The organism is Paraburkholderia piptadeniae (assembly GCF_900007165.1).
GTDB classification, from domain to species: Bacteria; Pseudomonadota; Gammaproteobacteria; order Burkholderiales; family Burkholderiaceae; genus Paraburkholderia; species Paraburkholderia piptadeniae.
Window position 1 is genome coordinate 78,042 of sequence record NZ_CYGY02000002.1, and the last position, 21,508, is coordinate 99,549.

The 21,508-nt window shown below is 62.3% G+C and carries 20 protein-coding genes and 1 tRNA gene; 5 read left to right on the forward strand and 16 right to left on the reverse strand.

The features are described 5' to 3' along the window. Nucleotides 1-70: 70 nt before the first annotated feature. From BN2476_RS00705 to def, 3 genes are all read right to left on the reverse strand, one after another. Complete coding sequence (locus BN2476_RS00705; protein ID WP_087732239.1) at nt 71-712, reverse strand: LysE family translocator; 642 nt, start codon at nt 710-712, stop codon at nt 71-73. A gap of 102 nt (nt 713-814) precedes the next feature. Further along, nucleotides 815-1,798 carry a methionyl-tRNA formyltransferase gene (gene fmt / locus BN2476_RS00710; RefSeq protein WP_087732240.1) on the reverse strand — a complete coding sequence of 328 codons (984 nt, stop codon included), beginning with the start codon at nt 1,796-1,798 and terminating at the stop codon, nt 815-817. Between the two features lie 4 nt (nt 1,799-1,802). Then, the gene (gene def / locus BN2476_RS00715; protein ID WP_087732241.1) at nt 1,803-2,306 is read right to left on the reverse strand and encodes a peptide deformylase; all 504 of its coding nucleotides are present in this window, start codon (nt 2,304-2,306) and stop codon (nt 1,803-1,805) included. Nucleotides 2,307-2,551: 245 nt separating this feature from the next. Here def and dprA point away from each other — a divergent pair, with 245 nt between their 5' ends. The 3 genes from dprA (at nt 2,552) to BN2476_RS00730 (ending at nt 7,132) form a co-directional block, all read left to right on the forward strand. Continuing rightward, nucleotides 2,552-3,733 (forward strand): DNA-processing protein DprA, encoded by a 1,182-nt coding sequence (gene dprA / locus BN2476_RS00720; RefSeq protein ID WP_087732242.1) that lies wholly within the window; start codon nt 2,552-2,554, stop codon nt 3,731-3,733. 52 nt (nt 3,734-3,785) lie between these two features. Next, nucleotides 3,786-4,163, forward strand: coding sequence for a thioredoxin family protein (locus BN2476_RS00725; RefSeq protein ID WP_087732243.1), 378 nt, complete (start codon nt 3,786-3,788; stop codon nt 4,161-4,163). Between the two features lie 314 nt (nt 4,164-4,477). Then, the gene (locus BN2476_RS00730; RefSeq protein WP_087732244.1) at nt 4,478-7,132 is read left to right on the forward strand and encodes a DNA topoisomerase III; all 2,655 of its coding nucleotides are present in this window, start codon (nt 4,478-4,480) and stop codon (nt 7,130-7,132) included. Nucleotides 7,133-7,292: 160 nt separating this feature from the next. Here BN2476_RS00730 and BN2476_RS00735 read toward each other — a convergent pair whose 3' ends face one another. After that, nucleotides 7,293-8,384 carry a LysR family transcriptional regulator gene (locus tag BN2476_RS00735; protein ID WP_087732245.1) on the reverse strand — a complete coding sequence of 364 codons (1,092 nt, stop codon included), beginning with the start codon at nt 8,382-8,384 and terminating at the stop codon, nt 7,293-7,295. A 333-nt stretch (nt 8,385-8,717) separates the two neighbouring features. Then, the gene (locus BN2476_RS00740) at nt 8,718-10,574 is read right to left on the reverse strand and encodes a phosphoenolpyruvate carboxykinase (GTP) (protein WP_087732289.1); all 1,857 of its coding nucleotides are present in this window, start codon (nt 10,572-10,574) and stop codon (nt 8,718-8,720) included. Nucleotides 10,575-10,923: 349 nt separating this feature from the next. Between BN2476_RS00740 and BN2476_RS00745 the strand changes: the two genes are divergently transcribed. After that, on the forward strand, nt 10,924-11,937 hold the full coding sequence (locus BN2476_RS00745; protein ID WP_087732246.1) for a D-2-hydroxyacid dehydrogenase family protein: 1,014 nt from the start codon (nt 10,924-10,926) through the stop codon (nt 11,935-11,937). Between the two features lie 45 nt (nt 11,938-11,982). Here the strand turns inward: BN2476_RS00745 and BN2476_RS00750 are convergent, their stop codons facing one another. Next, complete coding sequence (locus BN2476_RS00750; RefSeq protein WP_087732247.1) at nt 11,983-12,849, reverse strand: patatin-like phospholipase family protein; 867 nt, start codon at nt 12,847-12,849, stop codon at nt 11,983-11,985. 56 nt (nt 12,850-12,905) lie between these two features. Next, entirely contained in the window at nt 12,906-13,310 is a 405-nt protein-coding gene (locus BN2476_RS00755; RefSeq protein ID WP_087732290.1) for a PaaI family thioesterase, read from the reverse strand. A 214-nt stretch (nt 13,311-13,524) separates the two neighbouring features. On the opposite strand from BN2476_RS00755, the gene BN2476_RS00760 reads away from it, so the two are divergent. After that, a tRNA-Lys gene (locus BN2476_RS00760) sits at nt 13,525-13,600 on the forward strand. 87 nt (nt 13,601-13,687) lie between these two features. On the opposite strand, the gene BN2476_RS00765 is transcribed toward BN2476_RS00760, so the two are convergent. From BN2476_RS00765 to BN2476_RS00805, 9 genes are all read right to left on the reverse strand, one after another. Next, nucleotides 13,688-13,957: a DUF4148 domain-containing protein gene (locus BN2476_RS00765; protein WP_087732248.1), complete on the reverse strand. Its 270-nt coding sequence runs from the start codon at nt 13,955-13,957 to the stop codon at nt 13,688-13,690. A gap of 192 nt (nt 13,958-14,149) precedes the next feature. Beyond that, complete coding sequence (locus tag BN2476_RS00770) at nt 14,150-14,995, reverse strand: anti-sigma factor family protein (protein ID WP_087732249.1); 846 nt, start codon at nt 14,993-14,995, stop codon at nt 14,150-14,152. Continuing rightward, entirely contained in the window at nt 14,992-15,510 is a 519-nt protein-coding gene (locus tag BN2476_RS00775; protein ID WP_087732250.1) for an RNA polymerase sigma factor, read from the reverse strand. Before BN2476_RS00775 ends, BN2476_RS00770 begins: the two co-directional genes overlap by 4 nt. Nucleotides 15,511-15,670: 160 nt before the next feature. Then, nucleotides 15,671-16,408, reverse strand: coding sequence for an anti-sigma factor family protein (locus tag BN2476_RS00780; RefSeq protein WP_087732251.1), 738 nt, complete (start codon nt 16,406-16,408; stop codon nt 15,671-15,673). 186 nt (nt 16,409-16,594) lie between these two features. Then, complete coding sequence (locus BN2476_RS00785) at nt 16,595-17,386, reverse strand: ABC transporter substrate-binding protein (protein ID WP_087732252.1); 792 nt, start codon at nt 17,384-17,386, stop codon at nt 16,595-16,597. Nucleotides 17,387-17,409: 23 nt separating this feature from the next. After that, nucleotides 17,410-18,252, reverse strand: coding sequence for a carbon-nitrogen hydrolase family protein (locus BN2476_RS00790; RefSeq protein ID WP_087732253.1), 843 nt, complete (start codon nt 18,250-18,252; stop codon nt 17,410-17,412). 10 nt (nt 18,253-18,262) lie between these two features. Further along, nucleotides 18,263-19,417 (reverse strand): pyridoxal phosphate-dependent aminotransferase, encoded by a 1,155-nt coding sequence (locus BN2476_RS00795; protein ID WP_087732254.1) that lies wholly within the window; start codon nt 19,415-19,417, stop codon nt 18,263-18,265. 312 nt (nt 19,418-19,729) lie between these two features. Further along, entirely contained in the window at nt 19,730-21,121 is a 1,392-nt protein-coding gene (gene dbpA, locus BN2476_RS00800; RefSeq protein ID WP_087732255.1) for an ATP-dependent RNA helicase DbpA, read from the reverse strand. Nucleotides 21,122-21,136: 15 nt separating this feature from the next. After that, nucleotides 21,137-21,322 carry a hypothetical protein gene (locus BN2476_RS00805; RefSeq protein ID WP_087732256.1) on the reverse strand — a complete coding sequence of 62 codons (186 nt, stop codon included), beginning with the start codon at nt 21,320-21,322 and terminating at the stop codon, nt 21,137-21,139. Nucleotides 21,323-21,508: the final 186 nt, after the last annotated feature.

Genomic DNA, 21,508 nt, shown 5'->3' on the forward strand with positions numbered 1-21,508 from the left:
TTGATGCCGCCAATTCGCGGCGAACGATTGTAAGCGAACTGTTAGATATGGACGAGCGGGAAAAATTCAATCACCGCGTTGCTGTGGCGAGCTTGATGCCAAGCCCCACGAATGCACTGCCGACGCCGCGATCCAGCCACTTCTTGACGCCCGGCTTACCGGAGAACTTGCGCGTGACGCTGCCCGCAATCCACGCGACGAAGCTGTTCCATACCATGCTCATCGCAACGAAAACGACACCGAGCGTGAGAAACGCGAAGGTCTTGTGGTCGCTGCCTGCGGACACGAACTGCGGAAAGAACGACACGAAGAAAAGCACGACCTTCGGGTTCAGCACGTTGGTCCAGAAGCCTTGCAGGAAAAGCTGGCGCAGCGACTTCGGCGCGCCGGTCGCGCGCGCAGCGCCTGCCGCCTCGGCAGCTTCCGGCTTCATCAGGATGAGCCGCACGCCCAGGTAAATCAGGTAGATCGCGCCGACGAACTTGATCACGGTGAACGCGGTCGCGGACGCGGCCAGCAGCGCCGTCAGCCCAAATGCGCAGGCGAGCGAGTGCACGCAGCATCCCGCCGAAATGCCCAGCGCCGACATCAGCCCCGCGCCGCGCCCTTGCGCGACGCTTCGGCCGACGATGTAAGCGGTGTCGGGACCGGGCGTGACGTTGAGCAGAAAAACGGCGGCGATGAAGAACTCGAAATGGGTGATGCCGAACATGGAAACCTCTTCAGGCAGGGTTGCATCGAAGATTCTAACGCTCCGGACGAAGTCGGCGTGACCTGGCCGAATGGCAGATTGCGCCGCCCGATAACCTGTCGCTTATTGTGGCTGCACGAGGTCGAAATGCTGGCCGGCAGCAAGCGTCGACCCGGCCAGGAAATCACGCACGGCGAGGCGTTTGCCGCCGGGCTTTTGCAGTTGCGCGATGCGCAGCGCGCCCTCGCCGCACGCCACGACGATGCCTTCCGGCGTCACATCGACAATTGCGCCGGGCTCGGCGTTGCGTGGCGCTTCGACCGCGCACGCCGACCAGATTTTCAGCACCGTGCCGTCGAGCGTCGCCGCGCCGCCGGGGAACGGATCGAACGCGCGCACCTGCCGCGCGAGTTCCGCTGCAGGACGGCGCCAGTCGAGCGCCGCCTCGTGCTTGCCGATCTTCTCGGCGTAAGTCGCGCCATCGGCGGGCTGAGGCGTCGAAGCGAGCTTGCCGCTGCGCTCCAGTTCGATCAGCGCATCGACGATCAGCTTCGCGCCCGCTTCGGCGAGACGGTCGTGGAGCGTCGCAGTCGTATCGGTGTCGTGGATCGGCATGCGCACTTCCGAAATCATCGCGCCCGTATCGAGGCCCGCGTCCATCTGCATCAGCGTGATGCCCGTTTCCGCGTCGCCTGCCTCGATCGCGCGGTGGATCGGCGCGGCGCCGCGCCAGCGCGGCAGCAGCGAAGCGTGAATGTTGATGCAGCCGCGCGGCGGAATATCGAGCACTTCCTGCGGCAACAGCAAACCGTAAGCGGCCACCACCATCACGTCGTGCGGCGTGGCGCGCAACTGGTCGATGGCGGTCGCAGCTTCCGCCGGAAATTTGCCGCTACGGCGCAACGAGGGCGGCTGCGCGACTTCGATGCCGTGCTCCTGCGCATACCGCTTGACGGGGCTCGCCTGCAGTTTCATGCCGCGGCCCGCCGGACGGTCCGGCTGGGTGAGGACGAGCGGCACCGGAAAGCCGGCCTCATGAATCGTGGCGAGCGCCGCGGCGGCGAATTCCGGCGTGCCGGCAAAGATGACGCGCAACGAATGGCTCATGGCGTCACATTGCGTGCGCGAGCTTTTTCATCTTGCTCTTGATGCGCGTCTGCTTGAGCGGCGACAGATACTCGACGAACACGCGGCCCATCAGGTGATCCATTTCGTGCTGGATGCAGACGGCGAGCAGCCCTTCGCAGTCGATCTCGAACGTTTCGCCTTTCTCGTTCAGCGCGCGCACGCGCACTTTCTCGGCGCGCTCGACGTTGTCGTAGATGCCCGGCACCGACAGGCAGCCTTCCTCGTTGATCTTCTTTTCGTCGCTCGACCAGAGGATTTCCGGATTGATGAACGCGCGCAGCTCGTCGTGCGTGTCCGACACGTCGATCACGATCACGCGCTCGTGCACGTCGACCTGAGTTGCCGCGAGACCCACGCCGGGCGCGGAGTACATGGTCTCGGCCATGTCTGCAACGAGCTTGCGGATACGGTCATCGACCTTTTCGACCGGCTTCGCGATCTTGTGCAGACGCTTGTCCGGGTAATTAAGAATGTTGAGTAAAGCCATGGTCCTGAAATTGATTGGGCGCCGACGCAGTTGAACACAGTCGCGCAATAGCCATTCGGCCAGGTTGTTCGCCGATCGCGACACGCACACGATAGATGGTGACCGAACCGTATCGATTCAATGCCCAAACGCATGTCGGCCGGCGCGCGCGAACGCGGCGCAGCAGTGGTTTCGGTTTATTTCGGATGATGAAAATTTTAGCATGGCGACCGCCAGGCCGGTTGCCGTGCGCGAGGACGCAAGCGATGCAGACCCTTCCCCTCACTGACGACGAACTGTCCGCCTGGCTGCGGCTCGCGCTGGCGCCCGGACTGAAGCCGGCGGCACTCCGCCAGATGCTGACCGCCTTCGGCCTTCCCGACGCGGTGCTCGCGCAACCGTTCGCCGCGCTCGCTCAGGCAACCGACGAAGCCTCCGCCCGCGCCGCCCTTACGCCGCCCGCACTGGACTTCGCCACGCAACTCGATGCGGCGCGGGCATGGCGCGAATTGCCCGGCAACGCGCTCGTCACGCTCGACGATCCCGCCTACCCGCCTGCGCTTCTGACCATGCCCGATCCACCGCCGCTGCTATATGTAAAGGGACGCATCGAGTTGCTGCATGCGCGCGGCGTCGCGGTCGTCGGCAGCCGAAGCGCGACGCCGCAGGGTCTCGAAGACGCCGCCCGCTTTGCGCGCACGCTGTCCGACGCGGGATTGACCGTGGTGTCGGGGCTGGCCTTGGGCATAGACGGCGCGGCACATCGCGGCGCGCTTCAGGGACGCGGCAGTACGATCGCCGTCATCGGGACAGGCGCCGATCTCGTCTACCCGTCTTCGCATCAAGCTCTCTCGGAACAGATCGCCGAGCGCGGCGCGATCATGTCGGAATGGCCGCTCGGCACACCAGCCCGCTCCGCGCACTTTCCACAACGTAACCGGCTGATCGCGGGACTCGCGAGCGGCGTGCTGATCGTCGAGGCGGCCATGCGCTCTGGCTCGCTGATCACGGCGCGGCTTGCCAACGAAATGGGCCGCGACGTGTTCGCGATTCCGGGTTCGATCCACGCGCCGCTGGCGCGCGGCTGCCACCGGATGATCAAGCAGGGAGCGAAGCTCGTCGAAACGCCGGAGGATGTGCTCGAAGAGTTGGGATTCGCCATACCGCCGCCTGCGCCCGTGCCCGTGCCGGCGCGCCGTCTGCAGGCGCTCCCGCAGACGCCTTCCGCCGACGATTCCGCGCGCGGCGAAGGCGATGGCGCATTGACTGCCGAGGCCAGGCGCCTGCTCGACGCGCTTGGCCATTCGCCTGCGACGCTTGAAATTCTGGCCGAGCGCACCGAAATGGACGATACGCTGCTGCAAAGCACGCTGCTGCGTCTGGAGCTGACTGGCGAACTGTGTGCGCTGCCCGGCGGCCGATACGTTCGCGCTGCGCACGGTGCGTAACGCGTCGTGCTACATTCGCGCGAAATAACCATGTCACGCCGAAGGAACCGCCATGCCCGCGTTCAACCTGGACACAGACTCAAAACGGATCGCTGAGCGCGTCAATGACCGCGAGACGCTTTTCGTTGCGTGCCTGTGCGCGGAATGGTGCGGCACCTGCCGGGAATATCGCGCGGCGTTCGACGTGCTGGCGGACAAGCATCCCGAAATTTGCTTTGCGTGGATCGATATCGAAACGCACGCGGACCGTTTTGACGACCTTGATGTTGAGAATTTCCCAACAATTCTTATCGAGGACGGCACGACCACCCGGTTCTTTGGAACGGTATTGCCGCAAGCGTCGATCGTCGAACGGATGCTCGTCGATCTGACCGCGCTGCCGGGCGTCAAGGGCGCGCTGAAAATGCGCCCAGCGTTACTTGAAGCCTGATTCGTACCCGAAACGCAACAAATCAAGCCTGTTTGCGCTGCGCGCGGCCGCGGCGGCCGCCGGATCGGCACGGCGATTGCGGAAATCGCTGCCGGACGCGGCAAAAGTCGCACGACGTGCCTTCGAAAGGCGCACCTGACAACGGCCGTCACACGCTTGCCCAATCGATCTGCGCGCAATTATGATGACCCGCTTTTTTGGGCCCAGCGATTGCCGCTGCTGCGGCGTGTGCTATAAAGCGGTCGTTAATGGGTGCCAAACCCGGGCGGGAAAACCCGAGGTACCAACCCGAATCCATCAATTTATTTTCAGTCATGTCCAAAGCACTGATCATCGCCGAAAAGCCATCCGTCGCGAACGACATCGCGCGGGCTTTGGGCGGTTTTACCAAGCATGACGAGTACTTCGAGAGCGACGACTACGTTCTCTCGTCGGCGGTCGGCCATCTGCTCGAGATCGCCGCGCCGGAAGAATATGAAGTCAAACGGGGGAAATGGAGTTTTGCCAATCTCCCCGTTATTCCGCCCCATTTCGACCTGAATCCGATCGCAAAGAGCGAATCCAGGCTGAAGGCGTTGAACAAGCTGATCAGGCGAAAAGACGTCGACCGACTGATTAACGCATGCGACGCGGGGCGCGAGGGTGAGCTGATTTTCCGCCTGATCGCGCAGCACGCAAAAGCGAAACAGCCGGTGCAGCGTCTGTGGCTGCAGTCGATGACGCCCGCAGCGATCCGCGAGGGCTTCGCGCAATTGCGCAGCGACTCCGAGATGCAACCGCTCGCGGACGCCGCGCGGTGCCGCTCGGAAGCGGACTGGCTCGTCGGCATCAACGGCACGCGCGCGATGACCGCGTTCAACAGCAAGGGCGGCGGTTTCTTCCTGACCACGGTCGGGCGCGTGCAGACGCCGACGCTGTCGATCGTGGTCGAGCGCGAAGAAAAGATTCGCCGCTTCGTGCCGCGCGATTACTGGGAAGTGAAGGCGGAATTCGTCTGCGGCGCGGGCTTCTACGAAGGCCGCTGGTTCGACCCGAAGTTCAAGAAGGACGAATTCGATCCAGAAAAGCGCGATTCGCGTCTCTGGAGCCTGCCGGCTGCGGAAACGATCGTCGCCGCGTGTCGCGGGCAGCTCGGCAATGTGACGGAAGAATCGAAGCCATCGACGCAGCTGTCGCCGGCGCTCTTCGACCTCACCAGTCTCCAGCGCGAGGCCAACGGCCGTTTCGGCTTCTCCGCGAAGAACACGCTCGCGCTCGCCCAGGCGCTGTACGAAAAGCACAAGGTGCTGACCTATCCGCGTACCGACGCGCGCGCGCTGCCGGAAGACTACCTGGAGACGGTCAAGCACACGATGGAGATGCTCAAGGAGAGCAACAACTATCTGCCGCACGCGAAGCAGGTGCTCGACAAGGGCTGGGTGAAGCCGAACAAGCGAATCTTCGACAACTCGAAGATCAGCGATCACTTCGCCATCATCCCGACGCTGCAGGCGCCAAAAGTGCTGTCCGAACCCGAGCAGAAGCTGTACGACCTCGTCGTCAAGCGCTTCCTCGCCGTGTTCTTCCCCGCTGCCGAGTACCGCGTCACCACGCGCATCACGGAGGTCGTCGGCCATCATTTCAAGACCGAAGGCAAGGTGCTCGTCGAAGCGGGCTGGCTTCAGGTCTATGGCCGCGAAACGGGCGGCGAAGATGCGAACCTCGTCCCGGTGAAAAAGGACGAGAAGGTCAAGACGGACAAGATCGCCGCACAGCAACTGGTTACGAAGCCGCCCGCACGCTATAACGAAGCAACGCTGCTCTCGGCGATGGAAGGCGCGGGAAAGCTTGTCGAAGACGACGAACTGCGCGAAGCGATGGCCGCGAAGGGGCTTGGCACGCCGGCCACGCGCGCGGCGATCATCGAAGGGCTGCTCGGCGAAAAGTATCTGGTCCGCGAAGGCCGCGAGCTGATTCCGACCGCGAAGGCTTTCCAGCTGATGACGCTCCTGCGCGGCCTTAGCGTGAAGGAGCTGACCGCGCCGGAACTGACGGGCGAATGGGAATACAAGCTGTCGCAAATGGAGCGCGGCAAGCTGCCGCGCGACGCGTTCATGCAGGAAATCGCCCGCATGACGCAGACCATCGTCAAGCGCGCGAAGGAATACGATTCCGACACGATTCCCGGCGACTACGCGACGCTTCAAACGCCTTGCCCGAATTGCGGCGGACAGGTGAAGGAAAACTATCGCCGTTTCGCCTGCACGAAATGCGAGTTCTCGATCTCGAAGATTCCGGGCGGCCGGCAATTCGAAATCGAAGAAGTCGAGGAGTTGTTGCAGAAGAAGGAAATCGGGCCGCTGTCGGGTTTCCGCAGCAAGATGGGCCGGCCGTTTTCCGCGATTCTCAAGCTCTCGTTCGACGACGAAACGAAGAACTACAAGCTCGAATTCGATTTCGGCCAGGATCAGGGCGGCGAAGACGGCGAGGCACCGGATTTTTCCGAGCAGGAGTCCGTCGGCGCGTGTCCAAAGTGCCGCGGCAAGGTCTTCGAGCACGGCATGAGCTACGTCTGCGAGAACTCGGTCGCGAATCCGAAGACGTGCGATTTCCGCTCGGGCAAGGTCATCCTGCAGCAGGAAATCGCTCGCGAGCAGATGGCCAAGCTGCTGCAGGACGGACGTACCGACTTGCTGACGAATTTCAAATCGTCGCGCACGGGCCGCAACTTCAAGGCTTATCTCGTCAAGCAGAACGACGGCAAGATCGGCTTCGAGTTCGAAAAGAAGGAAGCGAAGGAAGCCGCGGCCAAAACGGCGGCCGCGAAGTCCGCGGGCAAGGCGGCGCCTGTCGCTGACGATGCGGAGGCCGCGAATGGAGCGCCCGTGAAAAAGGCCGCAGCAAAAACGGCCGCGGCCAAGAAAGCGCCTGCAAAGAAGGCCGCCACAAAGACGGCAACGAAGACCGCGACGCGCAAGACGGGCTCATAAGGCCCGCGCGGTTCGCGCCGCAATCGTCCGCGCAACAAAAAACGCAGTCAGCCTTAACAGGCGACTGCGTTTTTTTATCTTCCGCGATAACGTGCCGCGTCTTTGCGCGGCACTTACGCCTGTTCGCTTCAACAGGCGCGCATCAGTATCGGTCCCTCGGTCAGTGCGTGGACGAGACGACGCTGCGCGAACGGTTCATCGTGCGCGTCGACGGCTTCGCGGGAATATCGGCGTCCAGCAGGCTCGACAGCGGCTCGGCGCCATCGAACGCTTCGGGCGGCATCGACATAGTCGCGGATTCCAGCATCGCCGGCGTCCGGTCCACGCCATCCTTCACCCACTGCTCGCCAAGCTGGCTGTTCGGCGTCTGGTTGAAATGCTCGACGAGGTGATCGATGAACGTGCGCACCTTGGCCGGCAGGTGACGCCGGCTCGGATACGCGATGTTGATCTCTACCTGCGGCAGACGATAGTCGCTCAACAGACGCACCAGCTTGCCGCGCGTCGTATCGCGGCCGATCAGGTAGCTCGGCAGGATCGCGATGCCCATGCCGAGCAGCGCGAACTGACGCAGCATTTCCGTGTTGTTCGCGACGATCACGTTCGTCGGACGCACGCGCACTTCGCCGTCCGGACCCGTGAACACACGCTCGTCGCCCCAGTATTCAGACGGCAGCGACAGGCACGGATGCTCCAGCAACTGCTCCGGCCGCGTCGGCGTGCCGTGCTTCTCGAGATAAGCCGGCGTCGCGCAGACGGTCATGCAGCCCGTCGTCAGACGGCGCGTCACGATGCTCGCGCTGCGCATATGGCGCGCGATCACAACGCCCACGTCAAAACCTTCTTCAACGAGATCCACCTGACGATCGACCAGCGTCACATCGGGAATCACCTTGGGATAGCGCTCGGCATACGTCTGGAGCACGGGAGCGAGGTTATGCAGTCCGAACACGACGGGCGCGACGATGCGCAGCGTGCCGACGGGCTCGTGATTGCGCGCGACGACCATCTGCTCGACATCCTCTAGCTCGTCGAGAATCTGGCGGGCGCGTTCGAGATAAACCTGACCGGATTCGGTCAGAGAAAGACTACGGGTGGTGCGGTTGAGCAGTCGGGTACCAAGACGGCCTTCGAGATCGGCGACGTGACGGGTTGCGACTGCGTTCGAAATATCCATCGCGCTAGCCGCGCGGGCGAAACTTCCGAGATCCGCCACCTTGACGAATACTCGCATCGACTGCAAATGATCCATGGACAACTCCTGCCGTATTACAGCTCCCTCGGAACAGGAAGCACACTTGGAATTTTCCTACGACCAGGGAAATCCTGCAGAAGTTGCCCAAGATTCCGGAAATTTTATAAAAATTCGAGTCAATATCTTCGAGGGCGGAATGGCTAACAGTCGATTGTTTCTATTGCCGAAACAATTTGCTGCGTTGCGTCGAAAACGTCCAAAAAGCATGAATAGCGAAAGCACCCCGTCGGCGGCGCCGACAAGGTCGAAAGCATCGTCGCGGGGCCGAGCGAGGACGTAAAAAAGCCGCCCGAAGGCGGCTTGGTCGCATGTCAGTGAACGCTCACATGACTATGCGACGAACTTTTTCTCCAGCGCGCTTCGCGTATCTTGCAGTGCCGCAGGCAGCCCGTGCTTCAGCTTGTCGAACAGTTCGGCATGCAACTCCAGTTCCTTGCGCCACGCCGCGTCATCGACGGAAATTACCTTTTCGAACTGCTGGCGGGTGAAATCGAGTCCGTTCCAGTCGATGTCCTCGTAGCGCGGCGAAATGCCGAACGCGTGCTCCTCGCCCTGCGCCCTGCCTTCGATCCGATCCACCATCCAGCGCAATACGCGCATGTTCTCGCCGAACCCGGGCCACACGAATTTGCCGTCGTCGCCCTTGCGGAACCAGTTGACGCAGAAAATCTTCGGCGCGCGCACGCTCATCTGCTCGAGCTTTGCGCCCGTTTTCAGCCAGTGGCCGAAGTAGTCGCTCATGTTGTAGCCGCAGAACGGCAGCATCGCGAACGGATCGCGCCGCACGACGCCCTGCTGGCCAGCCGCCGCAGCCGTCGTTTCGGAGCCCATCGTCGCGGCCATGTAGACGCCTTCCACCCAGTCGCGCGCTTCCGTGACGAGGGGCACCGTCGTCGAGCGGCGCCCGCCGAAGATGAACGCGTCGATCGGCACGCCCTCGGGGTTTTCCCAATCGGCGTCGATCGAAGGACATTGCGAAGCGGACGCCGTGAAGCGCGCATTCGGATGCGCGGCCTTGCGGCCCGTTTCCTTCGCGATCGCCGGAGTCCAGTCGTTGCCCTGCCAGTCGATCAGGTGCGCCGGCAGTTCGTCCGTCATGCCTTCCCACCAGACGTCGCCGTCGTCGGTCAGCGCGACGTTTGTGAAGATGACGTTTTCCTTCAGCGTCGCCATCGCGTTGAAGTTCGTCTTTTCGCTCGTGCCCGGCGCGACACCGAAATAGCCCGCTTCCGGGTTGATCGCGTAGAGCCGCCCGTCCTTGCCCGGCTTGATCCACGCGATATCGTCGCCGATCGTCGTGATCTTCCAGCCGTTCATTCCTCGCGGCGGAATTAGCATCGCGAAATTGGTCTTGCCGCAAGCCGACGGGAACGCGGCCGCAACGTGATGCTTCTTGCCTTCCGGCGATGTCACGCCGAGCACCAGCATGTGTTCGGCGAGCCAGCCCTGGTCGCGGCCCATCGTCGACGCGATGCGCAGCGCAAAGCACTTCTTGCCGAGCAGCGCGTTGCCGCCATAGCCCGAGCCGTAGCTCCAGATTTCACGGGCTTCCGGGAAATGCACGATGTACTTCGTGTCGTTGCAAGGCCAGCGCACGTCTTTCTGGCCAGCCGCGAGAGGCGCGCCGACGGAATGAACACACGGCACGAACTCACCATGCTCGCCGAGCACGTCGTACACCTTGCGGCCCATGCGCGTCATGATCCGCATGTTCGTGACGACGTACGGGCTGTCCGTCAGTTCCACGCCGATATGCGCGATCGGCGAACCGAGCGGCCCCATCGAGAACGGCACGACATACATCGTGCGGCCGCGCATCGCGCCGTCGAACAGGCCGTCGAGCGTCGCGCGCATTTCGGCGGGCTCGATCCAGTTGTTGGTCGGACCGGCATCCTCGCGACGCTGCGAGCAGATGAATGTGCGGTCCTCGACGCGCGCGACGTCGGATGGATCAGAGCACGCGAGATAGGAATTCGGCCGTTTGGCCGGGTTGAGCTTTATGAGAGTGCCGGCTGCGACCATCTGCGCTGACAGGCGGTCGTATTCCTCCTGTGAACCGTCGCACCAGACAATCCGCTCAGGCTTCGCCAGCGCCGCGATGCGCTGCACCCACTCGATCAGTTTTTGGTGTTTGACCCAGGCAGGCGCTTCGACGGTTGGTTGGCCTGCAAATGCGGGATGATTCATCGAGCTGTCTCCGTTTTGGTAGAAGAAGAAAAACGGTGCTAGCCCAGCGACGCTGCATGCGAGAGGCGGCAATTCGCGCGCGAGATTTTTGTGCGCGCGATAGTGCAGGTCGTAAGGGCCTTTGCAGCCTGTCGCTGGCACGTGAAACCGTGTGTAAAGCGGCTTGCGTGGACATGCAACAAACTGTTAAAAACTGAGGAACTTGCCCTACCGTCGTGGCTCCGTCATAGCGGGTCCTTGTACGGTACGGCATTCAATACAAGCATCATGTGGTCCAGGTCACATGATGGGACACCCAAACAGATACTCCGTTCCGCACCCGCGTGGTGCGCCGCAAAACACATACGCCATGAAGATTGCCATCCTTGACGACTATCAAGACGCCGTCCGCAAGCTCGACTGTTTCCAACTGCTCGCCGACCACGAGGTCAAGGTTTTCAACAATACCGTGCGCGGCCTGGGTCAGCTCGCCAGTCGTCTGTCAGAAGTCGACGCGCTGGTCCTGATTCGCGAACGCACCCGCATCAGCTCGCAATTGCTCGACAAGCTTCCGCATCTGCGCATGATCAGCCAGACGGGGAAGGCAGGAAGCCATATCGACATGCCGGCCTGTACCGAACGCGGGATTGCCGTGCTCGAAGGCGTCGGGTCACCCATCGCTCCTGCCGAACTGACGTGGGCTCTCATCATGGCCGCGCAGAGACGGATTCCGCAATACGTGGCAAACCTTAAACAGGGGGCGTGGCAACAATCGGGCCTGAAAACATCGGCGCTGCCGCCGAACTTCGGTCTGGGTCAGGTGTTGCGCGGACAGACGCTGGGCATCTGGGGTTACGGCAAGATCGGCCGGCTCGTCGCCGGATACGGCAAGGCGTTCGGCATGAACGTGCTGATCTGGGGCCGCGAGCATACGCGCGAAGCGGCAGTCGCCGATGGCTACGCGGTCGTGGAAAGCCGTGAAGCGCTGTTCGAGCAGAGCGACGTGCTGTCGCTGCATTTGCGTCTGCACGACGACACGCGCGGCATCGTCAAACAGGACGATCTGTTGCGCATGAAACCAACCGCGCTCTTCGTGAACACGAGCCGCGCCGAGCTGTTGGAAGAAAACGCGCTGATCGGCGCGCTGTCGCACAACCGGCCGGGCATGGTTGCGATCGACGTCTACGAAAGCGAGCCGATCCTGCAAGGCTACAGCCTGCTGCGAATGGAAAATGTGATCTGCTCGCCGCACATCGGCTACGTCGAAAAGGAAAGCTACGAGCTTTACTTCGGCGCGGCGTTCAGGAACATTCTCGCGTTCGATCAGGGCGACACGTCGAGCGTCGCGAATCCGGAAGCGCTGCAGGGCGGCCGCCGGAAGTAAGTTGCGCGCGGCCCGTTCGCGGGCCGCTGCACTGACGTGGACGCTTCAACCGTGAGCGGCTGCGTCGAGCAGTTCCGGAATTCGTTGTAGAAAATGCTCACCGTCTGCGCGGCCGAGATTGTAGGCGTGCTGCATCTGTGACGGACTCGTATAGTCCCAGCTCGAAATCGGCACCTTGCACGACGGCTGGACATACAGCCGCTGCTGCGCGCCGTGCGACACGACGAACATCCGCGGACGCGGATAAACGCGCGTCACCATCACCAGCACGTTGCCGGGCGTCGGATCGAGCGCGCCGACGGGCACGTTGTCGACCATCCCGCCATCCAGCACGGGCCGCCCGTTGCGGCGCAGGACGGGCGTGAACGGCGGCGTGCAAGACGACTGGAGAATCAGGTCCGCGAGTTCGTCGACGCTCGCGCAATCCTGCGCGCGCACGAATTCCGGATGAAAACCGAGCGACTGACCGAGCGTCGGATGCAAGGTCTTGCGGATGTATTTCTCGATGTTGTACGCGATCAGTCCGGCGGCGACGGCGCTGCGCGCGCCGAGCCAGCGCGGCACATGCGACACGCCGATGCGTATTTCAGGCGCCTTCGCCAGCAGCGAAAACTTCTCGCCGTAGATGTCGAGCAACGCCTGACGGTAGATCCGGTAGTGCGGAAACACCGACTCGCCGCGCAGCAGATTGCCCCAGTACGCGTTCTTCGTGTTGTTGCGCAGCGCGTTTTCGTAATAGCGCATCACCCAGTCGGCGTCGCGCGTGTAGAGCATGCACGCGGTGGCCGCGCCCGCCGAGATGCCCGTGATCACGCGCGGTCTGATGTCCAGTTCCGGCTGAACGATGTCCCAGAAGCCTGCTTGCCACCAGCAGCGATTGCCGCCACCGGCGAATACGACCTGATCGAACATCCGTTGATTTCCTTCCGTTGCCGAGGCGCGCTGGCACCGTCGGCGGGCGCGCAGGCTCAGTCGAGCAGCGCGTAAGTCGTGGTGGCATGCACGGCCATCTTGCCGGCCTCGTCGAACAGCTCGACTTCGCCGAACACGAGATTGCGGCCCATCCGAAGCACGCGCGCCGTGATGACGACATCGCCCTTGCGGACGGCGCGCATGAAGCTGATGTTCAGCGAGACTGTCGTCATCGGCTTGAATCCGCCGAGCGCTGCGGAAATGGCGACGACCATCGCCGTATCGGCGGCCGCCATGAAGACCTGTCCGCAGATCACGCCGCCGCTGTGCCGCAGCTCGCCCGAAAACGGCAGCGTCAGCGTGGCGCTTTCGTCATCCACTTTTACTGGGGTCATCGACAACGCCCGCACCCACGGCGCGAGCACTCGATCGAGCAACGCCCGGACTTCGTTTTCGTCCATCATGATTTCCCGTTCGGGCCACGCGGAACGCCGCGTGGCATGGTGTCGCGACATGATACCGGGACGAACGCCCGTGCGCTTCAATGGTGCTTTCGGTGACTTTCGTGCGGTTCGCTCGGGCCCGGCGACCGCGAGGCCGCGCGAATTGTTTTTAAGAAATTTGCGAGATCCGCTTGCCAAGCTGAAAAAACTCCTGCATACTCTTTCTTCTGTTGGGGCGTTAGCTCAGTTGGTAGAGCAGCGGACTCTTAATCCGTAGGTCGAGTGTTCGAGTCACTCACGCCCCACCAAGGAATTCAAAAAGGCCGGTCTAGCGAAAGCTGACCGGCCTTTTGCTTTTCCAACCGTCTCTAACCGTTCCTCCGAACGGCTTCGATTCAATTCCCTGGTACCGCCGCATCCGAAGCCGCCTTCGCCATCCGGTTTGCGCTTTCGGCTTTCGCCATCGCCTGCTTCTTCAGATACTCGACCGTTCCTTGAAACGCCGGACTCACATCCGGATACGAAGCGTCCGTGACGAAGTTCAGCCCGTTCTGCTGCGCCTCGATCAATTCCTGATACACCTGCGCGCGCGTCTTGCCTTGCGCGAATACATTCGTCGAACCGAGGGCTGCGACGGATACGGCCAACATTGCGAGCATCTTCATTGCCAACTCCTTTGAAAAACGTGCGGTACGCACGGTGACAAACCACGCGTCACCGCGATCTATTCCCGTCGATCAAAAGAATTACCAACCGCAACGCACACTCGCTCTAATAATTACGTATCACTAACTACCAAAGAAAAAAAACGGCTGCATCCAAAGATGCAGCCGTGAACGGAATAAGCAGTCAAGCGATCAGCCCGGTGTCGCGCCCGTCAATTGCGCATAGACGTCGTGGGCGATCTGCAGCATTACATTGCGATCGATGCCACCCGACACCGCATATCCGAAATCGCCGTCGACCCAATAGAAGACATTCACCGGCCCTTCCTGATACAGCTTGAACGCAGTCGTATTCGCGCTCGCCTTGCGATGGGAAATGCAAAGCGTCACGCGCTCGCCTTTGGCGTTGTGATACATGAACTGCGCGACGGGCCCATCGTCGCCCGGCAATACGCGGCCGCCGGCAAGCTGGAATCCGCTCCTGGTGAGCATTGGCGGATGCACATCGGTGCCCAGCTTGTTCGCGAGGTACTGCACGAATTCTTCCTCGTGCCCCTCGCCGATATCCGTGGGCCGATCGACGGCGGGCATATACACGACATGCGCCAACGCTGCCTTTTGCGCAAAGACTTCGGAGACATCGGCACTCACTGGTCGCGTATTCGACGAACCCTGCGACGCCCCCTGTGACGAACTCGCCCACGGTGCGGGCAAGTCCTTGCCCATGTTCGTGCCGACGCCAATCCCGATCCCCAACACCAGCGCCGCTGCCATTCCCGCGAATTGCGGCCAATTGGCCGCACTCAGCCAGCGACGCTTCTCGTGCACACGCAAGCGCGCAGGCACCGGCTCGTTCAGCACGCGGTCATAGCGCTCATGGAACATGTTGTTCAGCGAGAAGTAATCGCTGACGCGCGCGGCCAACGCAGGGTTCATTTCGAGCGCGCGCTCCACTTCTTCACGGCGCTCGTCGGACAGCGTGCCGTCCGCATACGCGTGAATGTCTTCTTCGCTGATTGGAGTCTGCTGATCGCTCATCGCACCACCTTCAGTTTTGCGCCGGACTGAGCACCCGCCATCAACGCACGCAAACGCTCGCGTCCGCGCGAAAGCCTCGACATCACCGTGCCGACGGGAATGTCGAGCGCAATCGCCACTTCGGCGTAACTCATCTCCTCGAGCCCGACGAGCAACACGACTTCGCGCTGGTCCGCAGGCAGCCGCTGCAACGCGTAATCGAGGTCGCGCACTTCGAGCGAGCGTGTCTGCTCGCCCGACACGGCGAATTCGCTTTCGACAATGCTCTCGTCGTCGACGGAAACATGGACTGCGCGCGTCGACGACTTGCGCACCTGATTGATGAACACGTTGTGCATGATCGTGAAAAGCCACGCACGCAAATCCGTTCCGGCCTGGAACATTTTCGTGCGCGTCAGCGCGCGTTCGAGCGTGTCCTGCACGAGATCGTCCGCGAGATCGCGATTGCTGATCAGCGCCCTTGCATAACGGCGCAATCGCGGCACGTGTTCCATCAACTCGTTACGGATGTCCATTTCCTCTACCCATCAGGTATCGCTCGGCACGCATTCCGCCGCGCGCGTCGCCTCTTGATGCAGAGAACACAATCTGTTGAATTTTATTCCGCGCAGTTTTCAATGGCCTCACGCGCGCGTGCAAACAGACAAGCCGTGCGTGCGTTTGCTCGGCGTGTTGTCAGCGTATCGTCAGCGCATCGGCGGCGCGCATCAGTCCGTGCGTGGTTGCGCGTCCTGCCAGCACGTAGCGCTTGCCGTCGGTGGTCCACATCAGAAGCCGCACGTCGCCAACGCGTTGCGCGAACCAATGCGGTTTGTCGGCCGCGAACGGTGCCCACGACGAGACCAGCACGACGGCGTCACCGTCCGCGTTCCGGTAGTCGAGTATGTCGATACGCGCGAATGCGTTCGGACGACGCGTCCGCGCATCGACGAGCTTTAGCCCCAGCGGCGCAAGATCGGCGGCGTGCGGATCGTTCGGCACAACCACGGCCGCTCCGCCGCTCCGCTGACCCGAAGCGCGCATCAGCGCCATCACGGCCGTCGCGTCGAGCATTTCCGTCGATACACGCGACGCAAAAAACCACCCGCTCACCGACGATACGAGCAGCGCAACGCCAAGCAACGCCACGCCAACACGCCGCAGAAAGAACCTGCGCGCCTTCGAACGGAAATCGGCAGTCTGCGCACGGTCGGCGCGCGGCGTGCGAACGCGCTGCGCAAACGCGCCCTCAAAAACGTCCCGCATCTGCATGTTCAGATGCCGGTAGAACGCGATCCGCTCGGCCTCGCGCGGCCGCGAGCCCAGATATCTGCGCACGCGCGCCGCCCGTTCCGGCGGCAGGCTGCCGTCGGCGAACGCCTGCATATCCGCTTCGGTGAGCGGCGTGTCGGTTGGCGAACGAGTGCGGGACATGACGGTTCGGTCGTACAAAATGAGGCTCCTGTTGGGCTAACAGGACCTTTGCGGACTTTATTCCATCCGCTTTCGACGATTCATTCGTCAGACGTTAGGCAAAAAGAAACGCGCCGCATGACGGAAGCCATGCGGCGCACAATGCGAAAAATGCGGCACAAAAACGAAGCGGAGAACCGAAGCGTCTTACTTCACCGAAACGTCGATATTGCCGAAGTACTTCTGCGCGAGCGTCTTGACCGTGCCGTCCGCCTGCACCTTCGCGATGGCCGCGTTCAACTGGTTGCGCAGCGCCGTATCGCCCTTGCGGACGCCGAACGCGATGCCGCTGCCGAGAATCTTGTCGTCACGGACGGGCTGGCCGACGAACGCGTAGTCCTTGCCATCGGGACGCGACAGAAAGCCCGTTTGCCCCGCAGGCGCAAGTACGAGCGTTGCATCCAGACGGCCCGCGACGAGATCCGCATACACCTGGTTCTGGTCCTGATACGGCACGACCGCCACGCCGGCGTTCTCCCAGTGCTCCTTCGCATACGTTTCCTGAATCGACGCCTGCAACACGCCGACGCGCTTGCCCTTCAACGATTCGGGCGTCGGCAGCAGGCCGCTGTCCTTGCGCGCGATCAGCTGCGTCGGCACGCGGTAGATCACGTTGGTGAAGTCGATGGCCTGGCGGCGCTTTTCCGTCGCGTTCATCGCCGAGTTGATCGCGTCGAACTTGCGGCCTTGCAGCGCGGGAATCAAACCGTCGAACGACGTTTCGACCCAGCTGCACTTCAGATTTGCCGTCTTGCAGACCGCGTTGCCGATGTCGATATCGAAGCCCTGCAATTCGCCATTCGAGCCCTTCGATTCGAACGGCGGATATTGCGCTTCGAGCCCATAGCGCAGCGTCGTCGCATCGGCGGCCATCGCCGACGCCGTCGCAAACGATGCAAACGCGCACGCCAGCATCAGCAGATTCTTCACAAGCTTCATCGTTGATCTCCTTCCCTTTATTTTCAACGCACGTTAGACGGCGTAGCGATGCGCCGATGCTGAAGCACCGGCAGACGGTTGCGCGCTTCGTCGAGCGCAGCCTGGGTCAGCGTCGCGAGAGCGATGCCGGGTTCGTCGTCGTGACGTGCGAGCACTTCGCCCCACGGCCCGACGATCATACTGTGGCCAAAAGTCCGCCACCCGTTCGAGTGCGTGCCGCACTGACCGGACGCGAGCACGAAGGCCTGATTTTCGACGGCTCGCGCGCGCAGCAGCAACTCCCAATGCGCGAGCCCCGTCGTGTGCGTGAACGCTGCGGGCACGGCGATCACGTCGGCATCGGGCCCTGCGCGATACAACTCGGGAAAGCGCAAGTCGTAGCAGACCGACAGACGCAGCGTGCCGAACGGACCAGGCACCGTGCCGATGCTCTCGCCGCCGACCATCGTATCGCCTTCCGCGTGCTGCTCGGCGCCCTGATTGAAGCTGAACAGATGAATCTTGTCGTAGCGTGCCGCGCACCGCCCCGACGGATCGAACGCAAGCGATGTGTTGTACGCGTGCGTGCCGACCTGCGGACCCTGCGACGGCCGGATCGGCACCGTGCCGCCGATCAGCCACGCATTCGTCTCGCGCGCCAGTTCCGATAGCGCGTGTTGAATCGGGCCATCGCCGAATGCTTCTGCAAGAGCGACGCGCTGCATTTCGTCATCGCCGATCCAGCAGAAGTATTCGGGCAAGCAGATCAGCGTTGCGCCTTCGCGCGCCGCCTCGTGCACCCAACGACGCGCTTCGCCGAGGTTCTGCTGGACGTCCGCGCTGCTGCTCATCTGCACGACGGCTGCCTTGATCGATTCCTGCATCATCGCGTGGTCCTCAAATGGAGCGCAGACGGCGCGCGCCTTCGATCAGCGTGTCGTCGTCCTTCGAAAAACTCAGACGGATGAGGCCGCCATCCGTGCCGTCCGTATAGAACGCCGACAGCGGAATAGTCGCGACCTTCGCATCGCGGATCAGGCGCAGCACGAAGTCGCTGTCCTTTTCGTCCGAGAAGCTGCGAAAACGCGCGAGCATGAAGAAGCTGCCTTCGCTCGGCAACAGCTCGAAGGGCGAGTCGCGCAGTTCGCGCGTCAGCAGATCGCGCTTGTGCTGATAGAACTCGGAGAGGCCCAGATAGCTCTGCGGATTCGCGAGCGCTTCGACGAACGCGTATTGCATCGGCGTATCGGCGGAAAACACCATGAACTGATGGACCTTGCGGATTTCGTCCATCAGCGCGGCGGGTGCGAGGCAGTAGCCGACGCGCCAGCCCGTCACGTGATACGACTTGCCGAACGACGACACGATCACGCTGCGCTCCGCGAGCTCGCGATGACGCGCCATGCTGTGATGCTTCGCGCCGTCGAACACGACGTGCTCATACACTTCGTCGGAGAGGATCACGATATCCGTATTGCGCGTGACGGCCTTCAGGCGTTCGATATCGGCGTCGCTGAAGATCGTCGCGGTTGGATTGTGCGGCGAGTTGACGATGATCATCCGCGTCTTCGGCGTGATTGCGGCGGACACTTCGTCCCAGTTCACGCGGAAGTCTTGCGATGAGAGCTTGATCGCGATCGGCTTCGCGCCTTGCAGACGCACGATGGGCGCATAGCTGTCGAACGACGGCTCGAAATAGATCACTTCATCGCCGGGATGCACGAGCGCGCTGATCGTCGAGTACAGCCCTTCGCTCGCGCTTGCGATCACGGTCACTTCCGTGGACGGATCGTAGTGCACGCCGTACAGCGTTTCCACTTTTGCCGAAAGCACCGCGCGTAGTGCGCCGATGCCGGCCATCGGTGCGTACTGGTTGTGACCCGCGCGCATCGCCTTGGTCACGCCATCGACCAGCGCTTCGTCGGGCGCGAAATTCGGCGCGCCTTGCGACAGGTTCAGCGCATTGTGTTCGGCGGCCAGTTGACCGATGACCGTGAAGATCGTCGTGCCGACGTCCGGCAACTTCGAGCGGGCTTGCAAAGCGCTCTGCATGAAATTCCTCCTCCTCGCTGCAATCGGCGGGCCATGCGTGATGCGTCGGTCCCGTCCAGTTTGAACGATTAGGCAACAACGCGCGCGCGAGAACAATCGAAAGTTTGTCATGCGCGGCATGCGTTTCGCTCATGCGGCGAATGCTGCGGCGCGAAGCGCCAAAGCGCGCGAAGGCGCTTGCGCTGACGGAACAAGGTGGAATGCGGACGTCGCCAGGGTAATCCCGCAGGTATGAAGAGGCGTGATGCGAGGTTGAATTTGCAGCAGCTTGGCAGAAGAGAGAGCAGCGCTCGCCACGCGCTGCCGTCACGGTCATTCGTCCATCAGACGCACTTTCACTTTCTTGCCCTTGACCTTGCCGGCGCTCAGTTTGCGCAGTGCGTCACGGGCGATGCTGCGATCGACGGCGACGTACGTCGAAAACTCCGTCACGTTGATCTTGCCAATATGCGAACCGTTGAAGCCCGCTTCGCCCGTCAGCGCGCCAAGCACGTCGCCGGGGCGGATTTTTTCCTTGCGGCCGCCGAGTATCTGCAGCGTCTCCATCGGCGGCAGCAGCGGCTGGTCGCTTGCAGGCTTCAGTCCGGAAAGCGGATGCCATTCGACGTCGCGCCCTTGCGCCTCTTCGATGCCGCCCACGCGCCCCATTTCGTTCATGCTCGCGAGGCTCAGCGCCCAACCGTCCTGATCCGCGCGGCCCGTGCGGCCGATGCGATGCACGTGTACTTCGGGGTCAGGCGTCACGTCGACGTTGATCACCGCTTCGAGTTGCGCGATGTCGAGCCCGCGCGCGGCGACGTCGGTTGCAACGAGCACCGAGCAGCTGCGATTCGCGAACTGGATCAGCACCTGATCGCGCTCGCGCTGCTCGAGCTCGCCGTGCAGCGCGAGCGCGTGAAAGCCTTGCGCGCGCAGCACGTCGAGCAGATCGCGGCACTGGTTCTTCGTGTTGCAGAACGCGATCGTGCTCACCGGCCGGTAGTGGTTCAGCAACATACCGACGGCATGCAGACGCTCGTCCTCCGTCACTTCGTAGAAGCGCTGCCGAATCTTGCTGTTGTCGTGACGCTCTTCGAGCTTCACTTCCTTCGGGTTGCGCAAGAACTGCTGGCTCAGTTTCGCGATGCCCTCGGGGTACGTCGCGGAGAACAACAGCGTTTGCCGCTCCTTCGGACATTGACGCGCGACCTTCGCAATGTCGTCGAAGAAGCCCATGTCGAGCATGCGGTCCGCTTCGTCGAGCACGAGCGTGTTGAGTGCGTCGAGTGAGAGGCTGCCGCGCTCCAGATGGTCCATGATGCGCCCCGGCGTGCCGACGATGATGTGCGCGCCGTGTTCGAGGCTCGCAGTCTGCGGACGCATCGGCGTGCCGCCGCACAACGTCAGCACCTTGATGTTCTCTTCGGCGCGCGCGAGTCGGCGGATTTCCTGCGTGACCTGATCGGCGAGTTCGCGCGTCGGGCACAGCACCAGCGCCTGCACCGCGTAACGGCGCGCATCGAGCCGCGCGAGCAACGCGAGCGAGAACGCCGCCGTCTTGCCGCTGCCCGTCTTCGCCTGCGCGATCAGGTCCCGGCCGGCGAGCGCGATCGGCAGGCTCGCAGCCTGGATCGGCGTCATCTCGACATAGCCGAGTTGCGTGAGATTCGCGAGCGCCGCCGTCGAGAGCGGCAGTTCGCTAAAGGGACGTGCCTTGTCTGTCATGTCGTTGTGCAGGCGTCAGTTATACGGGCGGCCTTCGATCTGTTCGTAGACGATCGTGCCGTCGTCGGCGTCGAAACGCTCGACATAGTTGCGGGCGCCGCACATCGGGCAGCGAAACAGCAGACCCTGCCCTTCGTTCTTGATGACGACGTCGGACTGCTCCCACTGCGCGCCGCAGCTCTGGTTGATGCAAGTAAACACGTTGATTCTCCAGCTTGATCGGTTGAGCGCGTTCCGTCGCACGCGAAGAACGCGAATGCCTGCAAGGCGCTGATCGACCGGTCCACGCAATTCAGCACGGGACCGATACAGCGCAGCCTGCTATGTCTTCGATGAGGATGGTTGATCGGGCGGCGAAGGAAGTTCGCGCATTCCGCAATTTTAACG

What these genes read in the sequence shown, in the direction of transcription:
- dbpA (WP_087732255.1), bottom strand. Translation starts at nt 21,121, where the DNA reads ATGACAGACAAGGCACGTCCCTTTAGCGAACTGCCGCTCTCGACGGCG.
- BN2476_RS00740 (WP_087732289.1), bottom strand. Translation starts at nt 10,574, where the DNA reads ATGAATCATCCCGCATTTGCAGGCCAACCAACCGTCGAAGCGCCTGCC.
- dprA (WP_087732242.1), top strand. Translation starts at nt 2,552, where the DNA reads ATGCAGACCCTTCCCCTCACTGACGACGAACTGTCCGCCTGGCTGCGG.
- BN2476_RS00705 (WP_087732239.1), bottom strand. Translation starts at nt 712, where the DNA reads ATGTTCGGCATCACCCATTTCGAGTTCTTCATCGCCGCCGTTTTTCTG.
- def (WP_087732241.1), bottom strand. Translation starts at nt 2,306, where the DNA reads ATGGCTTTACTCAACATTCTTAATTACCCGGACAAGCGTCTGCACAAG.
- BN2476_RS00755 (WP_087732290.1), bottom strand. Translation starts at nt 13,310, where the DNA reads ATGGACGAAAACGAAGTCCGGGCGTTGCTCGATCGAGTGCTCGCGCCG.
- BN2476_RS00735 (WP_087732245.1), bottom strand. Translation starts at nt 8,384, where the DNA reads ATGGATCATTTGCAGTCGATGCGAGTATTCGTCAAGGTGGCGGATCTC.
- BN2476_RS00795 (WP_087732254.1), bottom strand. Translation starts at nt 19,417, where the DNA reads ATGCAGAGCGCTTTGCAAGCCCGCTCGAAGTTGCCGGACGTCGGCACG.
- BN2476_RS00765 (WP_087732248.1), bottom strand. Translation starts at nt 13,957, where the DNA reads ATGAAGATGCTCGCAATGTTGGCCGTATCCGTCGCAGCCCTCGGTTCG.
- BN2476_RS00770 (WP_087732249.1), bottom strand. Translation starts at nt 14,995, where the DNA reads ATGAGCGATCAGCAGACTCCAATCAGCGAAGAAGACATTCACGCGTAT.
- BN2476_RS00775 (WP_087732250.1), bottom strand. Translation starts at nt 15,510, where the DNA reads ATGGACATCCGTAACGAGTTGATGGAACACGTGCCGCGATTGCGCCGT.
- BN2476_RS00785 (WP_087732252.1), bottom strand. Translation starts at nt 17,386, where the DNA reads ATGAAGCTTGTGAAGAATCTGCTGATGCTGGCGTGCGCGTTTGCATCG.
- BN2476_RS00745 (WP_087732246.1), top strand. Translation starts at nt 10,924, where the DNA reads ATGAAGATTGCCATCCTTGACGACTATCAAGACGCCGTCCGCAAGCTC.
- fmt (WP_087732240.1), bottom strand. Translation starts at nt 1,798, where the DNA reads ATGAGCCATTCGTTGCGCGTCATCTTTGCCGGCACGCCGGAATTCGCC.
- BN2476_RS00750 (WP_087732247.1), bottom strand. Translation starts at nt 12,849, where the DNA reads ATGTTCGATCAGGTCGTATTCGCCGGTGGCGGCAATCGCTGCTGGTGG.
- BN2476_RS00780 (WP_087732251.1), bottom strand. Translation starts at nt 16,408, where the DNA reads ATGTCCCGCACTCGTTCGCCAACCGACACGCCGCTCACCGAAGCGGAT.
- BN2476_RS00725 (WP_087732243.1), top strand. Translation starts at nt 3,786, where the DNA reads ATGCCCGCGTTCAACCTGGACACAGACTCAAAACGGATCGCTGAGCGC.
- BN2476_RS00730 (WP_087732244.1), top strand. Translation starts at nt 4,478, where the DNA reads ATGTCCAAAGCACTGATCATCGCCGAAAAGCCATCCGTCGCGAACGAC.
- BN2476_RS00790 (WP_087732253.1), bottom strand. Translation starts at nt 18,252, where the DNA reads ATGATGCAGGAATCGATCAAGGCAGCCGTCGTGCAGATGAGCAGCAGC.